Annotated in this window: 24 protein-coding genes; 19 read left to right on the top strand and 5 right to left on the bottom strand. The window is 69.6% G+C overall.

Annotation, left to right across the window (positions count from 1 at the left end):
• The first annotated feature begins 84 nt into the window (after positions 1-84).
• Positions 85-1,065, top strand: a complete 981-nt coding sequence (locus tag ACIBQ8_RS42245; RefSeq protein ID WP_397194908.1) for an alpha/beta fold hydrolase — start codon at positions 85-87, stop codon at positions 1,063-1,065.
• Between the two features lie 11 nt (positions 1,066-1,076).
• A complete protein-coding gene (locus tag ACIBQ8_RS42240; RefSeq protein WP_397194907.1) occupies positions 1,077-1,520 on the top strand; it encodes a hypothetical protein in 444 nt (147 codons plus the stop codon).
• 451 nt (positions 1,521-1,971) lie between these two features.
• Here ACIBQ8_RS42240 and ACIBQ8_RS42235 read toward each other — a convergent pair whose 3' ends face one another.
• The 3 genes from ACIBQ8_RS42235 to ACIBQ8_RS42225 all read right to left on the bottom strand — a co-directional run bounded on the left by ACIBQ8_RS42235 (position 1,972) and on the right by ACIBQ8_RS42225 (position 4,100).
• Positions 1,972-2,340: a hypothetical protein gene (locus ACIBQ8_RS42235; protein WP_397194906.1), complete on the bottom strand. Its 369-nt coding sequence runs from the start codon at positions 2,338-2,340 to the stop codon at positions 1,972-1,974.
• Between the two features lie 14 nt (positions 2,341-2,354).
• A complete protein-coding gene (locus ACIBQ8_RS42230) occupies positions 2,355-3,653 on the bottom strand; it encodes a transcriptional regulator (protein WP_397194905.1) in 1,299 nt (432 codons plus the stop codon).
• 123 nt (positions 3,654-3,776) lie between these two features.
• Positions 3,777-4,100 (bottom strand): helix-turn-helix domain-containing protein, encoded by a 324-nt coding sequence (locus ACIBQ8_RS42225; protein ID WP_397194904.1) that lies wholly within the window; start codon positions 4,098-4,100, stop codon positions 3,777-3,779.
• Positions 4,101-4,255: 155 nt separating this feature from the next.
• Here ACIBQ8_RS42225 and ACIBQ8_RS42220 point away from each other — a divergent pair, with 155 nt between their 5' ends.
• The 17 genes from ACIBQ8_RS42220 to ACIBQ8_RS42140 all read left to right on the top strand — a co-directional run bounded on the left by ACIBQ8_RS42220 (position 4,256) and on the right by ACIBQ8_RS42140 (position 15,213).
• Positions 4,256-4,519, top strand: coding sequence for a helix-turn-helix domain-containing protein (locus tag ACIBQ8_RS42220; RefSeq protein WP_397194903.1), 264 nt, complete (start codon positions 4,256-4,258; stop codon positions 4,517-4,519).
• A gap of 106 nt (positions 4,520-4,625) precedes the next feature.
• Positions 4,626-4,832 carry a hypothetical protein gene (locus ACIBQ8_RS42215; RefSeq protein WP_397194902.1) on the top strand — a complete coding sequence of 69 codons (207 nt, stop codon included), beginning with the start codon at positions 4,626-4,628 and terminating at the stop codon, positions 4,830-4,832.
• The gene (locus ACIBQ8_RS42210) at positions 4,829-5,293 is read left to right on the top strand and encodes an SsgA family sporulation/cell division regulator (protein ID WP_397194901.1); all 465 of its coding nucleotides are present in this window, start codon (positions 4,829-4,831) and stop codon (positions 5,291-5,293) included. Before ACIBQ8_RS42215 ends, ACIBQ8_RS42210 begins: the two co-directional genes overlap by 4 nt.
• Complete coding sequence (locus ACIBQ8_RS42205) at positions 5,290-6,069, top strand: hypothetical protein (protein ID WP_397194900.1); 780 nt, start codon at positions 5,290-5,292, stop codon at positions 6,067-6,069. Before ACIBQ8_RS42210 ends, ACIBQ8_RS42205 begins: the two co-directional genes overlap by 4 nt.
• Positions 6,066-6,896 (top strand): hypothetical protein, encoded by an 831-nt coding sequence (locus ACIBQ8_RS42200; protein ID WP_397194899.1) that lies wholly within the window; start codon positions 6,066-6,068, stop codon positions 6,894-6,896. The genes ACIBQ8_RS42205 and ACIBQ8_RS42200 overlap by 4 nt, the downstream gene beginning before the upstream one ends.
• A gap of 192 nt (positions 6,897-7,088) precedes the next feature.
• Positions 7,089-8,111, top strand: coding sequence for a hypothetical protein (locus ACIBQ8_RS42195; protein WP_397194898.1), 1,023 nt, complete (start codon positions 7,089-7,091; stop codon positions 8,109-8,111).
• A 41-nt stretch (positions 8,112-8,152) separates the two neighbouring features.
• Positions 8,153-8,587: a hypothetical protein gene (locus ACIBQ8_RS42190; RefSeq protein WP_397194897.1), complete on the top strand. Its 435-nt coding sequence runs from the start codon at positions 8,153-8,155 to the stop codon at positions 8,585-8,587.
• Positions 8,584-8,835, top strand: a complete 252-nt coding sequence (locus ACIBQ8_RS42185; RefSeq protein ID WP_397194896.1) for a hypothetical protein — start codon at positions 8,584-8,586, stop codon at positions 8,833-8,835. Before ACIBQ8_RS42190 ends, ACIBQ8_RS42185 begins: the two co-directional genes overlap by 4 nt.
• A gap of 127 nt (positions 8,836-8,962) precedes the next feature.
• Positions 8,963-10,822 carry a hypothetical protein gene (locus ACIBQ8_RS42180; RefSeq protein WP_397194895.1) on the top strand — a complete coding sequence of 620 codons (1,860 nt, stop codon included), beginning with the start codon at positions 8,963-8,965 and terminating at the stop codon, positions 10,820-10,822.
• A 9-nt stretch (positions 10,823-10,831) separates the two neighbouring features.
• Positions 10,832-11,269: a hypothetical protein gene (locus tag ACIBQ8_RS42175; protein WP_397194894.1), complete on the top strand. Its 438-nt coding sequence runs from the start codon at positions 10,832-10,834 to the stop codon at positions 11,267-11,269.
• 17 nt (positions 11,270-11,286) lie between these two features.
• A complete protein-coding gene (locus ACIBQ8_RS42170; protein ID WP_397194893.1) occupies positions 11,287-12,156 on the top strand; it encodes a hypothetical protein in 870 nt (289 codons plus the stop codon).
• A gap of 3 nt (positions 12,157-12,159) precedes the next feature.
• The gene (locus tag ACIBQ8_RS42165) at positions 12,160-13,611 is read left to right on the top strand and encodes a hypothetical protein (RefSeq protein ID WP_397194892.1); all 1,452 of its coding nucleotides are present in this window, start codon (positions 12,160-12,162) and stop codon (positions 13,609-13,611) included.
• A 21-nt stretch (positions 13,612-13,632) separates the two neighbouring features.
• Complete coding sequence (locus tag ACIBQ8_RS42160; protein WP_397194891.1) at positions 13,633-13,908, top strand: hypothetical protein; 276 nt, start codon at positions 13,633-13,635, stop codon at positions 13,906-13,908.
• Complete coding sequence (locus ACIBQ8_RS42155) at positions 13,905-14,141, top strand: hypothetical protein (protein ID WP_397194890.1); 237 nt, start codon at positions 13,905-13,907, stop codon at positions 14,139-14,141. Before ACIBQ8_RS42160 ends, ACIBQ8_RS42155 begins: the two co-directional genes overlap by 4 nt.
• 103 nt (positions 14,142-14,244) lie before the next feature.
• Complete coding sequence (locus ACIBQ8_RS42150) at positions 14,245-14,388, top strand: hypothetical protein (RefSeq protein ID WP_397194889.1); 144 nt, start codon at positions 14,245-14,247, stop codon at positions 14,386-14,388.
• Between the two features lie 16 nt (positions 14,389-14,404).
• On the top strand, positions 14,405-14,842 hold the full coding sequence (locus ACIBQ8_RS42145) for a hypothetical protein (RefSeq protein ID WP_397194888.1): 438 nt from the start codon (positions 14,405-14,407) through the stop codon (positions 14,840-14,842).
• Between the two features lie 71 nt (positions 14,843-14,913).
• Complete coding sequence (locus ACIBQ8_RS42140; RefSeq protein ID WP_397194887.1) at positions 14,914-15,213, top strand: hypothetical protein; 300 nt, start codon at positions 14,914-14,916, stop codon at positions 15,211-15,213.
• Positions 15,214-15,278: 65 nt separating this feature from the next.
• On the opposite strand, the gene ACIBQ8_RS42135 is transcribed toward ACIBQ8_RS42140, so the two are convergent.
• Positions 15,279-15,566 carry a hypothetical protein gene (locus ACIBQ8_RS42135; RefSeq protein ID WP_397194886.1) on the bottom strand — a complete coding sequence of 96 codons (288 nt, stop codon included), beginning with the start codon at positions 15,564-15,566 and terminating at the stop codon, positions 15,279-15,281.
• The coding region (locus ACIBQ8_RS42130) for a hypothetical protein (RefSeq protein WP_397194885.1) at positions 15,563-18,154 on the bottom strand (2,592 nt) is incomplete at its 5' end. The genes ACIBQ8_RS42130 and ACIBQ8_RS42135, both read right to left, overlap by 4 nt.

Here is an 18,154-nt window from a genome sequence, read left to right as displayed (position 1 = left end):
GCCACGGCAAGAGCGTGATTCGGTAGCCGTTTGTGACCGTCCGGAGCCGTGACGCAACCAGGCCGCGTTGGTTGCGTGGAGGGCGTGCCAATCAGACGATCACTCGCCGCAGCCACCGCCGCAGCCGGGCTCGGCCTCGCGTCAGCCGCCTACCAGACGTGGGGATCGGCCCGCGACCGCCGCCGCTATCAACCACCCGGCCGGCTCGTCGACATCGGCGGACGGCGCATCCACCTCTGGACCGAAGGAGAGGGCGGCCCAGCGGTAGTGCTCGTGCCCGCGCTCGGCGAGACCACCTACGACCTCGCGCCCCTGCTGCCCGAACTCGCACAGGAGACGACGGCCGTCATCTTCGACCGGGCCGGACTCGGCTACAGCGACCCCGTCTGGAACCCCATGGCACTCATGGACGCGGCCGACGACCTGCATCAGGCGTTACACCGGGCCGGCATCGACCCGCCCTTCATACTCGTCGGCCACTCCATCGGCGGCTTCATCGTGCGCCTGTTCGCCACGAGCTACCCGAACGAGGTATCGGGCATCGTGCTCATCGACTCCAGCCACCCGGACCAGGTCCGCATCCCGGGCTACCACTGGCGCACCGTCAAATACGGGGCCCGGCGCCGGCTGCAGTGGTTCGGTGTGCGCCGGCTCGCCGTCGAGCTTGGCTTCAAGGACCTGAGGTCTGCATGGTGGCCGTCTGAGTACGCGGACGCTGCCGTTGCGCAGCTTCTCGCCGATCGGCGGCGGCGCACCTCCTGGTGGGAGTGGGCGCTGCGCGCGCAGCTCGGCGCCGCGGTTCGGCGAAGGACTGGGGCGCTGGGAGACATCCCGCTGACTGTGCTGACGTGCAGCGAGGTCGGGCCGGATGCCACCACACCGGAAGAGGTCGCGCACCAGCGCGGGCACTTCCGAGACTGGTACCCACTGCAACAGGACCTGGCGGCACTGTCCACGGACTCCAAGCACGTGGTGGCCGAGAATGCGAGCCACTACATCCACCACGATCAGCCGGAGCTCGTCGTGGACGCGATCCTCGACCTGGCGCGTCGCGCTCGAGGGTAAGGGGGCGTGACGTGCGTCGAATCGCGGCGAGCCTAGTCGTGTTGACGCTGCCTCTGGCCGCCCAGAAGTGCGAGGCCGGGAAGACGGGCAGCGCGTCAGGGCTTCCCAACTACGGCTGCGTCCTCACTACCGACACTCCACCCAAGGCGTTCCGGCCGGACCCGGACGGCGACGCCGTCTGGATCAAGGCGGTGGTGAAGGCGCGGTGCGATGTGCCGCCGCGCAGCCACCACATGACGTTGACGCTGCAGCAGCGACAGGCGTCCGGCTGGGTGAAGCGCCAGTCGGAGGATTACGACGTGGTTCCTGGACCGGAGGGCAGGCTGTTTGCGCTGACGTACGGCAACTGTGAGCCCGGCCGATGGGTGCTGCGTATCCTGGTGACTGGCCAGGACGGCAAGGGGCGCGAGTACCGCGCGGAGCCGGTGTCCGAGTCGGTGAGGGTGGACTGCTGATGGATGCAGGCAGGGATCTGGGTAACGGCTGGTACGGGTACGCGCCCGCTGCCCCGGGAGCGCAGACGTGGGCCGCTGTTTGCGGGCGGGTTCGCCAGATGCTGGCCTGGCAGGAAGCGCCGGAGGAGCGGTGGGATCTTCATCCTGAGCCTGGCGGGTGGGCGTTGCGTCCGATGCCTGACTATCCGATCGTTGACCGCTCCGAGCCGCCCGTGCATTTCACGGACGAAGTGCGGCAAGACGATGTCGATGGCGCGCGGGCTTGGGCGCGGACACGGCTTCGCGGCACTCACCACGTGGTCACCTTCACGCCGTAGCCGACTCGTCGCGCCGGCGGGTGACACCGCGAGGTTCCTCGTTGCTGGGGCCTCAAAGAGGCAGAGGCTAACAAGGGTGCAAGCGAACACAAAGAGCCCTGGCGCCAACCGCGCCAGGGCTCTTCTTCAATGGTTCAAGCAGGCACGATGTGATCGTAGATGCGATCGAAGATGTCAGCGTCGGTCTCGCGCTGCCACTCCGGCAGGTCCTCCCAGTCCGCCACATACGACGGCTTCGGGTCGTCGAACGCGGCGTAGATCTGGCCGATCCAGCAGAGCGCAACAAATCGGCCGCGCTGCTCGCGCGAGAGCCGGTCGATGCCCTGCTGGCCGGTGTCCTCGATGAACTCTCGGACGATCGCGAAAGTGTTCGCCGCGGCCCGGCGCTCCCATTCGGGAGTCTCCTCCCACGGCGTGATGTAGCCCGGCTTCGGTTCGCCTGGGAAGTGCGTCTTCACGCCGGCGATCCACGCCTCACGGAAGATCCGGCCCGGTTCCTGCAAGGTAGCTCCTTCTCTCAGCTGGTGGTGGCCAGCTCGTCGATGTCGTGGCTCAAGACGTCGATCCGCTGGTCGGCGGTCAGGCTTCCAATGTGGCGTTGGAGCCCGCGCAGCTTGCTGCCGATGACTCCGGAGCCGGTTGAGCGGGCGAGCTCGACGGCGGCCCGGCCGTAGTCGAGCACCCGGTCCCTGTCTCCCTGCTGGGCGCCGAGCGTGGCCAGGTCCACCAGCACTCCGCCGCGGCGGCGGGTGGAGAGGGTGTGCGTGAGCGCCTCACTGAGGACTGCCTCGGCCATCTGAGGGCGACGCAGGGTGACATAGCAGGTGCCCCGCTCCTCCGCGAGGCGTCCACCGTCGAAGCGCAGCCAGCCGCCGTTGTGAAACTGCCCTGTCATGCCGCGCACCTCTTCGGCGGCGTCGAGGGCACGCTGGCAACCGTCGAAGTCGCCCAGCCCCGCGAGGGCCTCGGCGCGCACGACCTCGACCCAATGCCGGGTGGACAGCGAGCTATCACCGCGGCGGGCGAGCCGGGCCGCGACGTCGAGCATGGGCGCGGACTCGGAGTAACGGCGGTCGTAGATCCCAACGAACGCGTGCCGAACCATCGCACATGCCCACAGGTCGTATGCGCCGGCTTCCTTGCTGGCGCTGGCGGCGAGGGTGTAGCAGTGGGCGGCGTCGGTGTAGCGGCTGGCGTCAAAGAAGATCTCGCCCGCGAGTTGGAATGCGTCTCCAGCCAGCGCGCAGAGGCGGCGGTGGTCGTCGCCGGCGGCGGACCGCTGCAGGCTGTTGACGAGCGTGGCGAGGTGGTCCTGCACGAGCGGGTAGATCTTGTTCTTGGCGCTGGCGAGCATGAACACCTGCCACAGGTGGCTGTTCAGCGTGTCGTACTGGTTGATCGTTTCGGGGTCGATGCGGTTGCTTCGCCTGGCCGGGCTGAGCCTGTCGAGGTCGAGCATGTCGGCGGTCTGTGGTGCTGCTACAACTGCGCCGGCCACCGTGAAGAGTCGCAGCAGATTGCGGCGGTTCATGTCGTCATCGGTCCACTCCTGATCTGCGGGTGTCGCATGTGCAGATTGACCTGCCTCGCGCAGGATCACGGCGAATCGAGCGGCTTCGTCCACATCGGCTCGCTTGTGGGCGGTGTCGAGGCAGCGCTGGTGCAGCTTGCATGGAACGACCGAGGGGTTTGCGCGCCAGTTCATGACGGTGCGCCGAGACACTCCGAGATATGCGGCGTACTCGTCGCAGGTGAGACGGAGAGCAGCTTGGAGCGCCGAAGCGCGATGCCCCGTCCACCAGTCGATGACGTCCACGTTCGGCTCCTTCATGGGCCGTACAGGCTGTCCTGATCGTAGATGGCCAAGAGGGCTGTTGCACGGTGGGCGCACCTCTACTGCACCGCAGGTGCACTGTGCGGCGCGACAGCCTTCTCTTGACTAAGAGTTATGGGATGCGCGCTGCATGCGACGCCGAACCTCTTCGATCAGTTCATCATCGGCGAGGTCCGCGGGGGTGTTGTCGCGTGTCACTTCGGTGATGCCTGCCTCCTCGGCGGTGATGGCACCCGAGGCAACAAGCGCTTCGGCCACTGGTCGACCGTATGCACGGGCAAGGCGGATCGCAGCTTCAGGACTCGGTGTCGCCTTGTCGGCCTTCCAGCGCCAGACGGTGGACTTGTCGACGCCGGCCGCACGCGAGATGGCGGTTTGCCTGGCGCCGTCGGTGATCCGCTCGAGGTACTGCCACCAGGTCTCAGCCATGGTCAACAGCGTATATGCGCGCAAGCAGTCAATTCCAGCCCTCTGCCCTGCGGGGGGTTGCATCGATGCAGTCATAGAGCTACCGTCATATGCATCGACGCAATCATTTGCGGAGAGGGACTGCATCAATGAAGGCAACCCCTGGAGTGGTGGTCATGGCGACCCTTGTACTTCGACGTGACAAGTTCGACGCCTACCGACGGCTTGCAGGGCTTACCACCGACGTTGATCTGGCCGCACGGCTCGGCGTCAACGCAACAACCGTCTACCGCGTTCTGAGTGGCAAGACGGCAATGTCAGCTCGCTTTATCGCTGGCGTTGTAGACGTCTTCGGTCCGGACCTGTTCGCGGACCTCTTCATCGTCGCGCCAACTACGGCAAGTCGCCACGCAGCCGACGCACATGTCGAGGTGGCTTGAGATGGCCGACCTCACCCCTGACACGCGGAAAGCGGCCCCTATCCGCCAAGACCGAGGCCGCCCGCGTGTCCCACAGACCAGTCATGAGCCGAAGGACACATTCATCATGCATCAGGAACCCCCGGCGCGCGACACCTTGGCCATCGACGCCGCTCAGCTGAAGGCACTCGTCGATGAGGCGATGGTGCTGTCCTGCAAGCTCATCCGGCTCGCCCAGAAGGCGGGCGTCGAGATCGCCCCGCCGCCGGCCAAGCCCGCCCCGCAGGGTGTCATCGACCTCGCCGCCTACCGCAACAAGAGGCGGTCGGCATGAGAAAGGTCGCGCACCGCACGCTGCCCCTCTGGGACGCCGCCTGCCACGATGCCCGCCCGTACAACGCCACCCTCATGTACCGGGCCGACGACCCGTTCGCCGTCGAAATCATCCTGCCGGTACGTGACAGCCGCCTGGCGGTCGGCAGCCGCATCTTCATCTACGAGCCGGAGACGGGCCGCGAGACGCCCGCGCTGCTCATCTCGTTCGGCCGGGCGCTGCTCATCGACGGCCTCGAGCAGCCCGCCGGCGCCGGGGTGGTGCGGATCGAGCCGCACATCGTGGACCGCGACTACACCACCTTGACGCTGCCGTTCGGCGGCGGCTCGCGCGAGTTCTTCGCAGAGCGGCGCCGCCTCGAGGAGTTCATCGACGCCACCTTCCGGGTGGTGCCGCTCGGCGGGGAGATCCGCATCGCTGACCGTGCGCTGAACCGCTGGCTCGGCGAGGTGACCGCATGATCACCACCGTTCCCGCGGTCCCGGTCGACGTGCAGGCCGTGCTGGCTCCGCTGCTCACTGTCGGCGTCACGACCGCTGCCGCCGCCGAGCACCTCCGCGTTTCCCAGATCGACGCTTGGCACTACCTCGACAACCTGCGCCTGGCCGGCATCGCGGCCTTGCGCGACTGCGGATGCGGCGTCGAGTGGTGCCGCCCGACCCCCGCAACCACCCTGACCGCCCCACAGAAGGGCTCCCCGCTGATGAGCAACACCTCGACGGCCGTGACGGCTCTCCCGCCCAGCGTGTCCACCCGCGCCTTCCGCGTGGCGGTGCGCGACGACACCGACACCGTGCTCGGCTTCCTGGGTCCCACCCCGCTGCTCGCCGAAGTGCGCGAGACGCTGACGCGGGTGCAGCGCGCCTACCCGCGTTCGATCCTGCAGGCGCTGCTCGACGACGGCGACCTCGGCGACTGGCGCGACGTCACCGACGACGACCTGGACCGGATCGCGGACGTCACCGCGGCCCGCGCCCTGGCCAACCTGCTGACGATCCCGGGCATGCCGCGCATCTCCTGGTTCCTCAGCAACGGGGACGCCGGCGAGCTGTCGGCGTCGGCGGACAGCGAGGTGCAGTTGAACGCGTACGCCGCCGTGCTGGGCCTGCACGTGGAGGAGACCGAGACGAGCCGCAGCACGCTGGTGTGCGCGAAGGGCACCTTCCAGGGCGTCGCGGTCCGCGTCACCTGCTACCGCCGTACGTCCGAGGCTGCGGGGATCGAGGTGAAGGCATGACCGCCGACCCGTTCATCACCCCGGCCGAGGCCGAGCAGGCGAGCCGTGTGGAGCAGGCGAACGACCTGCTCGCGAGCGCGGCGGGCGTCCAGCACGTCGCCAGGAGCACCTACAACCGCAATGGCGGCTACACCCACGACTACGAGGACGGCGTCGAGGCGATCCGCGACGCCCTGGTCGGCCAGGGTCACGCCCTGCTGGCTGTTCGCGACGAGCTCGCCGGGTTGCGTGCCGAGCTGCGCCAGGCCGCAGCCGCTCCCCGGGAGGACTTGGCCAAGCTCGCCTCTGTCGTGCGCGACCTGGCGACCGTCGTGGCCCAGTCGGCTGCGAATGACGCCGACACGGCCAGCGCCGTCCGAGACCTGAACCGCACGCTCGAGCAGGGCGTCGGGTTCGCCGACACCGCCGCAGCCGCCACAGAGGCCATCTCGACGTCGCTGCACGACCTCCTCGACATAGTCGACCGGCCGCGGTGGTGGCAATGGCGGCGACGGTGGCAGCTGCGCAACCTCGCCAAGAGCTTGCCCTTCCCGCAGATCTCCGACGTGTACGAGTTCCGGCTGGAGCTGCTGCGCCCGCTAGAGGTCGACGAGATCTCCGACGGCGAGCCGCTGGCCTGCACCACCTTCAACGCCACATACGGGAACGCCGCCGACATCGCCCGCCTGCTGCTGCCCAGCCTGTGCGACGAGGCAGGCGTGCCCGCAGATCCGGAGCAGGTGTACGGCCGCGTCGCCGGCCGGGACCGGGGCGGCGACTACCTGTTCCACACCGTGGTGTTCCTGCCCGGCACCGACGTCATCGAGGCGCCGGAGGAGGGGTTCTAATGCGTCCCACCGCCTTCAACGTGATCGCGTTCGCGGTCGTCTGGACCCTCGCCGTGATCGGCCTCATCGCGATCGGCCACGCCCTGCTCACCTGACCGCTGCCGCTCTGTCCGGCCGTCCGGCACCGATCCGGACGGCTCACAGAACGACAGAACCCCGCCCCTTACGACAACGGAGACGGAGACCATACCGATGAACACGACGCTCCCGGCGGAGGCGCCGCACACGCCCGCCGACCACCCGGCCGAGGGTGTCCCCGCGCCCGGTTGGTGGGCACGCCTCACGGCCGGCCGCCGCCACGCTGACGCCCCGCCGGAGCCGCCCACGCCCGACGCGGAGGAGCCCCTCGAGCCGCCGGAGACGGACGGCGGGGACACCCCTGCGGCGGTGTCCCAAGGTTCGATCGCCCGCCGGATCGCGCTCGTCCTGGCCGCCCTCCTGGCCGCCGTCATCGCGGTCGCGTTCCGCGGCTCCTGGACCTCCCAGTCCGACGCGGCGACGGCCGCCCACTTCGACCCTACCGGTGCCGTTCTGTACCCGTTCGCCCCCGATGGTCTGATTGTGCTGGCGCTCGTCGGCGCGGTCGTGCTGCGACACAAATCCGGGCCGCGAATGTACTGCCTCGTGGTCGTCATCCTCTTCACGATCACCTCGTACGTGATTAACCACCTACACGGCATGGGCACGTTCGTCATGGTCAACGTGGGCGGCGACAGGGTGTTGGCCACGCCGCTCGACTGGCGGGTGGTCGGCCTCATCGCTGGCCAGCTTGTCGGATCCATCGCATTCGGGTCGCACATTTTGATGCACGTCTTCCGGCACCTATTCCCCGAGGCGCTCGACGGCGCGGCGCGCACCATCTCCACCCCGGCGAAGGCCGCGATGGGATCCCAGACCGCCCCGGAACACCCCGTCGAGGGTGTCCCGGCCGACCCCGAGGCCGAGCGTGAGGAGCGCAAGCAGTGGGCGGCGATCACCGTCCGGATGCTCCTCGACAACGGGATCAAGCCCCGCCGCAAGATGCTCGCGGATCAGTACGGGATCAGCGAGCGGCAGGTGTCCTACGTGATCGCTGACGTCGAGCGCGAGCGCGACACCGAGGACACCGCGGGCCCGTCCGCCGTGCCGCACGGGCAGCCCGTCGAGCACGCGCCGTCGCCCGCGCTGGCCGCCGCCGGATCGGTGAACGGACATGGCCGAGGAGGAGAGAACTGATGGCCAGATCGGCTGCGTCCGGCCCTGAGTGGGCCGGCGACATGCTCGACACGCCGGAGATGATGGCCGCGTTCGCTGCCCAGCTGCGCCGGATGCTGTCGGACCAAGCGGCGTTCGTCGCCAGGGTCCGCCGGGATGCCGAGGCCATGTGGAAGGCGAACCCGCCTGACGGCTACTCCACCTTCGAGGCGTGGTGGCGGCACCGTTGGCTGACCGGCCCGTTCGGCGAGATCCAGGAACACATGGAGAAGGCCGCGGAGAAGACCTTCCAACTGGAGGCCCGCTACCGGCGTGGTCGCCACGAGATCCCCGAGAGGAAGGCCGCCGCGGCGCAGGCCAGGCAGCAGCCCGCGCTCACGGGAGGTGAGCCGGCCGGGCAGCCGCGGCGTGCCGAGCGCCGTGAGACCCGCCCGGCCGCCGCGGCTGCCGACGGCGACTTCATGGCGATGATTCGCCGTGAGGGGCGGTCGGCATGAGCGCGTTGACCGCGGAGGGCCGCAGGCGGCTGCAGAACATCGCCGCGACGTGGAACCCGCGCATGCAGGCCGCCAAGACGGACGCCGAGATGGCCAAGGTGTGTTTCGACCGGGCCAAGGCTGCTGCCGCTCAGGCGAAGCGTTCCGGCAGTCCGCGGGCGATGCTCGAGCTCGCGGAGCTGCTGGCGACGTGGGCGGCGCAGCAGGAGGAAGCCGAGGCACGGCGTCGCGGGCGTCACGCATCGTGACACGCAAAGTTCATGTTCATGTGCCGCTTCTGGGCCGCCCTCGCATAATGCGCGGCGCGCGTACGCGCGGCGCGCGAGGATGCCCGATCCGGTCACTGATTGTCAACCCTCAGGAAGGAGGTCGGACGTGAGCGGCACCGACGACAAGGACCGTGGCGGCGACCTCGTGCAGTTCCCGCGCGTTGTCATGCCCAGCGCTCTTCTCGACGCCCCTGGACCCGATGCTGAGCCGTCCGTCGAGGATGAGCCGTCCGATCGGCAGCCGGGGGTGTGGCCGACCCTGCCGAACGTGAGCGAGATGGGGCCGCCTCTGGCCCTGATGATGCCCGCACTCTCCGCCCCGGGGGCTGACGTCGAGGATGAGGAAGGCGACGGGTTCGTCCCGCCCCAGCCGGAGGATCCGGCCAGCCCGAGCGTGCGGGACATGGTCGCGCTGGCGATGGCTCTGGTGACGGCGATGGGTGTGGCTGCCGCGCAAGGCTTGTGGCACCGTGCCCGCCGGCGCCAGGCACTTGCAGACCATGCTCGCGCAAGCGCTGACAAGGCGACGCACAAGGCCGCGGCCGGCCACGGCTCGAAGGGGGCCAAGCAGTCCGAGGGGGCGTCTCTGCTGCGCTCGCTGGGCGGGAAGGGGGCGCGTCCGGGTGGCAAGAACAGGCCGCCCAAGGGGCCGCACGGCGACTCTCGCAAGGGTCCTGGCCGCGACAGAGACAAGGCTGGGAAGGCGCCCAAGGCGGACCGGGACGGCAAGCGGTGGGGGCGTGACGAGCTGGGACGCCGTAAGGACCGCGACCGGAAGCGGCGCAAGGATGACAAGGGCAAGGCGCCGAAGAAGCCGAAAGGCGGCACTGCCCCGACCACGCCGAGCCCCAAGGCGCCGAAGCCTCCTAAGAAGCAGGGCGGCAAGCTGCGTTGGAAGGCGCCCAAGCGCCGCCCTGGCAAGGGGCCGGCAGGCTCGAAGCGCTGGACGGCCGGGCGTCCCAAGGGCGTCGGCAAGGCCGCGAAGAAGGGCAAGCGGCCCGGTGAGAAGCGCGTTGGCAAGCTGACGTGGAAGGCGCCGAAGCGGCGTCCCGGGCCGGGCGGCGGTAAGGCGATCACGGGACGGAAGCGCTGGTCGCGTGGCACGGACACTCTGGCGTTCAAGCGCTCCCGGAAGGCGTGGTCGAGGCGCACCTGGAAGCGCGGCAGGAAGTGGGTGAAGCGCTGGACGCTGCGCCACCGGGCAGCAGCGGCACGCCCGCCGCGCACGTCGTGGGCGTGGAAGTCCTTCAAGCACCGCCACGGTCAGCGCCGCGCCAGCTGGTCGCGCCGGCGGCCCGGCCACGGCATGCCGGGCTCCTCCGGCCCGTACACGCCGCCGCCTCCGCCGCCTCCCGGCTCGTACTGGGGCATGCGCCCGCCGCCCGGAACTGACCACAACGACGCCCGCGTCACCGTGGAGCGGGTCGACGAGCAGCGCCCAGGCTCCTCCGAGCCGAAGCCGGTTCCCGTGCTGGCCGGAGCACCCGTAGGCGGCCGGCCCGCGCTGCCCGCCGGTCCGGCGCCGTCATCTGCCCCGCAATCGATGGGAGCTCGATCCATGAACCTGCCCTCGACGGCGTCCACCCAGTACCGGGATGCCGACCTGACCATCTACGACGTGATCGACGCCGACGCCGACATGGCCGAGGAGATCACCGACGGTGTCGTCGAGGCCAGGCGAACCGCGGACGGCTGCGAGCTGCTGCTCGCCCGGCTGGAAGCCCTCCACGCCAAGATCGTGGAGCTGAAGGTGCCCGGCATCTTGGAAAGCATGGTGGTCCGGCTCATGGACAAGACGGCCACCGTACGGGCCCGCGCCCTGGCCATCGCCGACCGGCTGCCCCTCGCCTCCGAGGCCATCGCCATCGCCGGCGCCAACGCCGCCGCCCGTCACCGGCCGCTGGCCGACGCGGTGCGCGACGCCGGGCACATCAGGCCGGCCGAACGCGACTACCACAACGAGTAGGAGAGACCCGTGTCTGAACTGGAGAAAAGCCACAGCACCGGGAGCGCCGTCGCGGCCAGCGGCGGCGGTCTGCTGGCCGACGCGGTCCGCTTCGGCATCGTCATCACCCAGCTCACCATGGCCGGCATCAAGCTACGCGGGCTGAGCCAGCAGGTGCGCTCCACCTACCGCTACGTCGAGGGCTGCTCGACATCGGTCGACCGGCTGGCCGACCAGATGGCGAGCCTGACCGTGGATCGCGACACCGTCGGGGAGCACCGCGACGCCGCGACGGTCATGCGCAGCGTGCTGGCCGAGGCCGAGGCGATGGCCGCCGACACCGAGGATCTGGCCACCCTGTTCGGCCAAGCCGCCGACGCCCACCAGGCCGACTACGGCACCGTCGCCGACGCCGCCGCTCACATGCCGGTGCCGATGGCCGAGGCCGAGTTCTACAGCAATCGCTGATCTGGAAGGAGACGCTCGTGACCCGCTCGACAGCCCCGCAGCCTCTGGCGCAGGTGGACGTGACGGTCCCGGAATCGCTCGCGATGCGCAAGGCACGTCTGCGTGTCGACGCCTTCCGCACGTCCGTCGGGCGGGTGGCGACTCTCGCAGGCGCCGCCGCGGCCACCGCCGGCATGTTCACCGGGGACGTCACCGGCATGTCGCTGGTGGCTGACGCTGCACTCACGCTGACCGGGCTGGCCACGCTGCGGCTGTGGAAGCCTGATGGCCACCAGAAGGCGACCGCCAGCGTGTTGTACCTGGTGCCCGGCGTGAGCCTGGCCGCGCTGCTGGTCGGCGAGCGTGTCATTCCCGGCATCAACCCTGCCGAGGCCCTCGCGCTGACCGTGTGGACGGTCGGTACGTGGGTGACGCAGCCGGCGCGGCTCGCCCGCCGGCTGCTGTCCCCGCCGCTGCCCGCGCCTGCCACGGCTCTCGTGCCGGCGGCGGAAGTGGTGGACGGCCACCCTGCCGCGCGCTGGTGGGCCTGGCACGTGGCTGTCGAGGACGGCGCCGCTCCTGGTACCGCCCTGCAAGACGTCGAGCGCACCGGCGAGGCGTCGATCCGGGCCATCATCCGATCGACGATCCCCGGCCAGCCGGTGCCCGACATCTCCAAGAGGCGCCTGTCTGCGCTGATGGACGTCCCCGAGGACGACATCGACATCGCCCCCGTGCCCGGCCGCGGCGCCGGCGTCCGCCTGCTGAAGGTCGGCCAGCCCGACGAGGCCACCGACCCGGCGGCGGTGTGGGCCAAGCGGATCGCCCCGCTGGCGATGCCCGGCGCCACGCTGACCAGCGTCCGGTCGGGCCGCCAGGTGCCCGGCCCGTCCAGCGAGGAGGACTGACCGATGCGTGCCCCCGCTCTGGTCACCAAGAACGAGATCGTCGAGCTGATGGTCGAGGTGCCGCAAGGCCAGGTCCTGCGCTACGACCACGCCTCGCTGTGCTCCGCCCTGGGCGCCGAGGACGACCCGACCCGCGTCGTGGTCGAGACCGACGGCCGGCGCGCGATCGTCACCGTCTACCCGTCCAACCCGCTCGCGGTGATGCCGCCGCCCACGCTGGCCGACATGATGATGGACCGGCACGGCCGGATCGTGGTGGGCCGCCACCACAACGGCCGTCCAGCCCGCCGGCGGCTGTTCGACCCGGTCACCGGGTCGGCGGTGCGGGCGCTGGTCTTCGGTACCACCGGCGCCGGCAAGAGCCGCACGGTGCAGTACACGCTCGCCTGCGAGAAGCGCAACGGCATCATCTCCTGGTACGGCTGCCTCAAGGGCGGCCAGTCCGCGCCAGAGGCCGAGAACAACGTCGACTGGGATGCGACCTCCCAGGAGGAAGTCCTGCTCATGCTGCGCGCGGCTGTCGCCGTCGCCCAGGAGCGCCAGAGCCGCTACAAGGCGCTGGGCCGCAACGCCTTCGTGCTCAACCAGCCCGACCGGCTCCTCTCGGTCCGGATCGACGAGGCGAACCGCGGCCTCGAGCGTGGCGCCCCCTACCGGGAGGAAATGACCTACCTCGTCAAGGAGCTCGGCAGGACGGGCCGCAGCGTCGGCGTCGGCATGGAGCTGGACGCCCAGGCCAGCCACCTCGACGAGATGGGCGGCAGCGACACCTTGAGGGCGATGCTCAAAGAGGGCGAGGTCACGCTACTCAGGTGGTCGTCGTCCATGATGCAGCAGCTGGTCTCCGACGGTCTCCTACCTGCCCACGAGCGGCTCACGCCCATCCCCAAGACGCTGCGCCCGCGCGTCCTCCGCTCGCAGTTCGACCTGGTCGATGACGACGATGACGACGTCTGCGACACCCAGGGGATGGCCTACCTGCTGTCTGGGCCGCGGCCCGGCTCGCTGATGCGTCACTTCCGGATCGGCTCCATCGCCCCGCTGCTCGGCCTCGACCCGGAGATTCTCGCCCTGTACGGGCCGGGTGAGCCCGCCCGTCTGGAGAAGTCATCGTGGGACGCCGCCGGTCCGGCGTACGCCGCCCGCCGTGACCCGTCGGCGATGGCCGCGCAGTGCCAGATGCTGCGCGAGGAGTACACCAAGGCTGCGCAGGCGACCAACTCCCGCTCGGGCGGCAGCAGCGGCGGCAGTAAGAAGACCCGCCTGCAAGACCGCGTCGTGGCCGCCCTGACGGCCACGGACGACGCGCTGACGGTCGAGGAGGTCCTCGACGTCGTCAACCAGGACGGCGGCCGAGAGGTCAAGCCCGCCTCCGTCCGCAACGTCCTGAGCGAGCTCGCGGACGGCGACGACGTCGCCCGCGTGGGGCACGGCCTCTACGCCCTCGCCCGCTGACATCCCATCGAAGAAGGGACCATGCACGTGCTCACCTGGATCGCTGCCGCGGTGCTGACCACCGCCGCTTGTGCCACCTCCACGCCGGTCCCGCCGCCGGCCTCGGCCAACGACCCGGCCGGGATCGTGATGGGCGTCAAGCAGCCCGCCGTCGGCAGCCCTGTGCTGATGGTCGGCCTGCTCAACCAGGGCCGCGCCTACGAACGGGCCGTCACCGCCGCCCAGGCCGCCGCCTGCACCCGTCGAGCGGCCATGAGCTACCCGATCTGCCTGCCCAAGCCGAGGAGAGTCCCGTGAAGGCGTTCGCCCTGTTCATCGCCCTGGCCGCCGCCGGCGGAAACGCCCTGGCCATCACCCCCACGATGGCCGTGCTGCTCGTCCTGGGTGGCCTGCTGCTCACCGGGTTCGCGTGCGCCGGCATCGTCGGGCTCGTCCGCCTGGCCGGCGCCCGGCCCGCGCATCTGATCGTCCGGACTGGCAGCGGCTCCGGCTCCCACAACTCCGGTCAGGGAGAGGCCACCACGTCATGAAGACGGGCGCGCACCAGGCCGTGGACCTATCCGCCAAGACCGGCCACGGCGGTACGCGCCCGCACCTCCCAACCTTCACAAGAGATCGAAAGGTACCTCCATCATGAACCGAGCTTGCTGCCCACGCTGCAGCACCCCGCTCGACGAAGGCCCCGTCCTCTACCGGTGCAGCAATTGCAGGCGAGCCGTCCCGGCCGCCGACATCGACACCGAGCACCACGCATCCACCGCCGCGCTGGCCGCCTGACTCCCGGGAGATCCTTATGCCACTGATCTACGATCTGGAGCGCGTGCAGAGCAACGGCTCCGTCGCCCGAATGATGGCCCTCGCCGCCGAACTGGGCCTCGCCGAGGCGGACGTGGCTCACATGCCGCACCAGGTAGCAGCCGAGGTAGCCGAAGGCTGCGTCTGGGATGAGGAACGCTGGGCACGCTACGACCAGCGCGAGTACAAGCCCGACCGGGACTGGCATGCCGTGTTCGCCGCCGAGGCCGACATCGCGACCGTCACCGGCCTGGAGGGGATCGTCTCCTACCTGCTGACCCACTTCTCGGAGGAGAGCGTAGAGAGGATCTTGCGCCAACCCCGGCGTACCGTGCATCTGTCGCCTCAGGAGATGGCGCGGCAGCAGCGGCTCAAGCTGGACACCCAGGTCGCGCACGGTACGTGGATGGGAGGGCCATCGACGTCGGGCCTGTGACGCGACACTCCTCACCCCATCAGGTCGTCCAGGACGACCGACAACACCCCCATCACAGGAGGCAACCGCAAATGATCGACAACACCACCATCCCGCGCGTCACGCTCGACGACGCGCTCGCCCTGTGGGACGCCCTCACCGACGACGAGCGGCGGGCCGTCTTCGCCGACTTCTGGCGAGCACTCGACGCCGTCCGCGCCGACGACATGACGCCCATCCGCGAGATGGCCTCGAGCTGGCCCGTGACCGTCCACATCGAGAAGACCGCCCCCGGCTGCCACGCGATGTTCCGAGAGACCTTCGCCCGCGGACCGGCCAGCGCACAGGACGTCATCGACGTCGACACCGTGCTCGGCATGCTGAGGAGTTGACCGCCGCTCCCGAGCATCGCCCTACAAGCCCCGGTTGCCGTGACGGCCGCCGGGGCTTCTGCTGTTCAGGGGCTTGCCCGCTGCTCTGCGGCGAGCTCCACGATGGCCGCTATCCACTGCTGCGACACCGGGCGGCCGGCGGTTCGGTCCCACTCGTTGAGCGCTGCCGCCAGGTGCGCGACCAGCGAGCCCGTCAGGTACGTCAGCACCCATTCCCGCTGCTTGGCCGTTCGGGCGAGTTCCGACAGCGAAGCCTCGAGCAGCGCGTTGACCTCTCGCGAGGACATGCCCGTCCGGTGTGCTGTGACCAGGGCGATCAGCAGGTCTGACACGTCGTCGACAGGGGCGTTCATCTCGGATACACCTCCCGCTCGAGGCCGTTGATGGCGTCGCGGATCTCCACAGCCAGGCGCCTGTAGGTGTCCGGCCGCGAGGGGTCGAGTACGCCTTGGACATGCACATGCAGGTTCTCGACGTTGACCGCGCTGCCGGCTGCTGCGGTGCCCGTTCCGCTGGGCGTGCCGAACGTCCCCGAGAAGGCCGGTGCCGGCGAAGCAAGGTCGTCGAACGCGCCGACGGCCGCCGACGCCATCCGTTGCGACGCTGCCTCAACCATCGGCAACCTGTGATCGATGCCGACGACGAGGCCCGGCGGTAGCTGTTCGCCGATCGCGGCGAACAGCTTCGACGGGCTGGCGATGCCGAGGGCGTCCTTCACCCACTGCGGCATGATCGAGCTGAAGAAGCCGAGGACCTGGTCTTTCAGCCAGCCGGCGAGGCTCTGTAGCCCGTTCCAGAGGCCGAGCAGCAGGTCTCTTCCGGCGTTCCAGAGTGTCGAGCCGAGGTTGCCGAGGGCGCTGGTGATGCGGCCGGGCAGGTCGCGGAAGAACTGCAGGACGTTGTCGATGCCGGTCGAGACGGCGGTCTTGATCTGCTCCCACTTCTCGCCGATGAACCGCCTGATCCCGTCCCAGAACTCGCTCCAGCGGTCGCCGATGGCGGCCAAGATCCGGGACAGCGTGTCTTTGATCTCTTCGATTTTCGCGGCGACGTAGTTCTTGATCAGGTTCCACTTCTCTTGGACCCACGTCACCGCCTGGCCCAGCCACGTGGCGATCATGCCGGGGAGTTCGCCGAACCACTGGACGATCCCCTTGACCCAGTCGACGCCCTTCTGGAACCAGTCGCGGATGCCCTGGATGAGGTCGGGGATGATGCTGTGGCCGACCAAGAGGTCGTAGAGCCATTGGAAGACGCCGCCGATGGCGTCGATGGCGACCTTGATGATGTCGGCGAGCCACGAGAAGACTGGCGCCAGTTTGTCGACGAGCCAGCCGATGACCTCGGCGATGATGGTGATGAGCGGTGTCAGCACCGACACGATCAGGTCGAGCAGCACCTGGATAAGCGGCATCACCGCGGTCACGAGCTGCGCGAAGATCCCGATGATCGGGGCGAGCAGCTCGGCCAGCGTCGAGATGAGCGGCAGGATCGGCTCCAGGATCGACATGACGAGTTCGAGCAGCACGTCGATCAGCGGCGACAGGGCTTGCAGCAGTTGGCCGAACGTGGTCGCGACCAGCCCGATGATCGGCGCGACCGCTTGGATGAGCTGCACCAGCGGCGGCAGGATCGCCTGGATCAGCGGCATGAACGCCTGCACGACCTGCAGCACGATCCCGATCAGCGGCTGCAGGATCGACATCGCCAACTGGAGAAGGATCGGCACCAGCGGCATCACCGCGGCCAGGAGCTGCCCGATCACGCCGACCAGTTGGACGACGACCGGCGCCAACGTCTGGATCAGCTGCGTCCACAGCGGCAGGAACTGCAGGACGAGCGGCACGATCTGCTGCACCAACTGGGCGACGATGCCGATCAGCGGCGTCAGCACCGGGATCAGCCCGACGACCGCCTGCACGATCGACAACAGGGCCGGAGCCGCCGCCTGCAGCGCGGCGATGAGCGCGCCACCGATCTGCTGCACCAGCTCGACGATCACCGGCAGAACCGGTGTGATGGCTCCGACCAGCATCGTGATGCCCTGCACCAGGATGCCGCCGATCTGGCCGGCCACCTGCGCGACCAGCGTGATCAGCGGCGTGAAGACGGGCAGCAGCTTGGCGAGAGTGGCGGCAAGCGCTGTGATCAGCGGAGCGATGGCCTGCATCGCCTGCAGCAGGACCTTGCCAAGCGTGGCGGCGAGTTCCCCGATGACCGGCACGAGCGGCGTGAACGCCTGCGCTATCGACGACCAGGCTTGCAGGAAGGTGCCGATCAGGAGCGCGGCCATCTGGGCGAGGATCGGCAGCAGCGGCGTGATGGCGTTGACCAATTGGCCCCAGTACGGCACGAGGACGTCGGCGATCATCGGCAGCAACGGCGCAATCGCGGTCACCAACTGGGTGAACGCCTGCACGACCGCGCCGCCCAGGATCGGGACGAGCTGGCCGAGCGCGCCGATGAGCGGCGTGATGGCCGGCAGGAGCGCGGACGCCACCTGGGTGACGAGCAGGGCGATCTGCGGGATCAGCGGCGAGATCGCGGCAAGGACCTGGCCGAGCATGGCCACGAGCGGTGTCAACGCCGGTGTGAGCGCCTGAACCGCGCCAGCGAGACTGGTTGCCACCAACGCCACCAGTTGGCCCAGGACGGGCAGCAGAGGCGCTACAGCGGCCATCAGGCCGCCCAGCGCAGCCCCGACGGGGGCGAGCGCCGAACCGAGTTGGGCGATGCCTTGCGCGAATCCCTGCAGCAGCGTGACCGCGCCGGGCAGGACCGCGGTGATGGCTGGCCCGAACGCGGCGGCCAGGCCAGCCAGGGCGGGCAGCACCGCTTGCAGCGCGCCGGCCAGGCTGGTCGCCAGCAGCGCGATCAGCTGGCCGAGGATGGGGAGCAGCGGGCCGGCCGCCGCGCCGATCGCACCCAACGCGGCACCGAC

Source organism: Nonomuraea sp. NPDC049646, from assembly GCF_044465525.1.
GTDB lineage: Bacteria > Actinomycetota > Actinomycetes > Streptosporangiales > Streptosporangiaceae > Nonomuraea.
This window is presented reverse-complemented; position numbering and strand designations above follow the sequence as displayed.

Bases quoted from the DNA above. Each gene is read 5' to 3' on its own strand.
- ACIBQ8_RS42225 (WP_397194904.1), bottom strand. From the start codon at position 4,100: ATGGCTGAGACCTGGTGGCAGTACCTCGAGCGGATCACCGACGGCGCC.
- ACIBQ8_RS42220 (WP_397194903.1), top strand. From the start codon at position 4,256: ATGGCGACCCTTGTACTTCGACGTGACAAGTTCGACGCCTACCGACGG.
- ACIBQ8_RS42215 (WP_397194902.1), top strand. From the start codon at position 4,626: ATGCATCAGGAACCCCCGGCGCGCGACACCTTGGCCATCGACGCCGCT.
- ACIBQ8_RS42210 (WP_397194901.1), top strand. From the start codon at position 4,829: ATGAGAAAGGTCGCGCACCGCACGCTGCCCCTCTGGGACGCCGCCTGC.
- ACIBQ8_RS42205 (WP_397194900.1), top strand. From the start codon at position 5,290: ATGATCACCACCGTTCCCGCGGTCCCGGTCGACGTGCAGGCCGTGCTG.
- ACIBQ8_RS42200 (WP_397194899.1), top strand. From the start codon at position 6,066: ATGACCGCCGACCCGTTCATCACCCCGGCCGAGGCCGAGCAGGCGAGC.
- ACIBQ8_RS42195 (WP_397194898.1), top strand. From the start codon at position 7,089: ATGAACACGACGCTCCCGGCGGAGGCGCCGCACACGCCCGCCGACCAC.
- ACIBQ8_RS42190 (WP_397194897.1), top strand. From the start codon at position 8,153: ATGCTCGACACGCCGGAGATGATGGCCGCGTTCGCTGCCCAGCTGCGC.
- ACIBQ8_RS42185 (WP_397194896.1), top strand. From the start codon at position 8,584: ATGAGCGCGTTGACCGCGGAGGGCCGCAGGCGGCTGCAGAACATCGCC.
- ACIBQ8_RS42165 (WP_397194892.1), top strand. From the start codon at position 12,160: ATGCGTGCCCCCGCTCTGGTCACCAAGAACGAGATCGTCGAGCTGATG.
- ACIBQ8_RS42160 (WP_397194891.1), top strand. From the start codon at position 13,633: ATGCACGTGCTCACCTGGATCGCTGCCGCGGTGCTGACCACCGCCGCT.
- ACIBQ8_RS42150 (WP_397194889.1), top strand. From the start codon at position 14,245: ATGAACCGAGCTTGCTGCCCACGCTGCAGCACCCCGCTCGACGAAGGC.
- ACIBQ8_RS42145 (WP_397194888.1), top strand. From the start codon at position 14,405: ATGCCACTGATCTACGATCTGGAGCGCGTGCAGAGCAACGGCTCCGTC.
- ACIBQ8_RS42140 (WP_397194887.1), top strand. From the start codon at position 14,914: ATGATCGACAACACCACCATCCCGCGCGTCACGCTCGACGACGCGCTC.
- ACIBQ8_RS42135 (WP_397194886.1), bottom strand. From the start codon at position 15,566: ATGAACGCCCCTGTCGACGACGTGTCAGACCTGCTGATCGCCCTGGTC.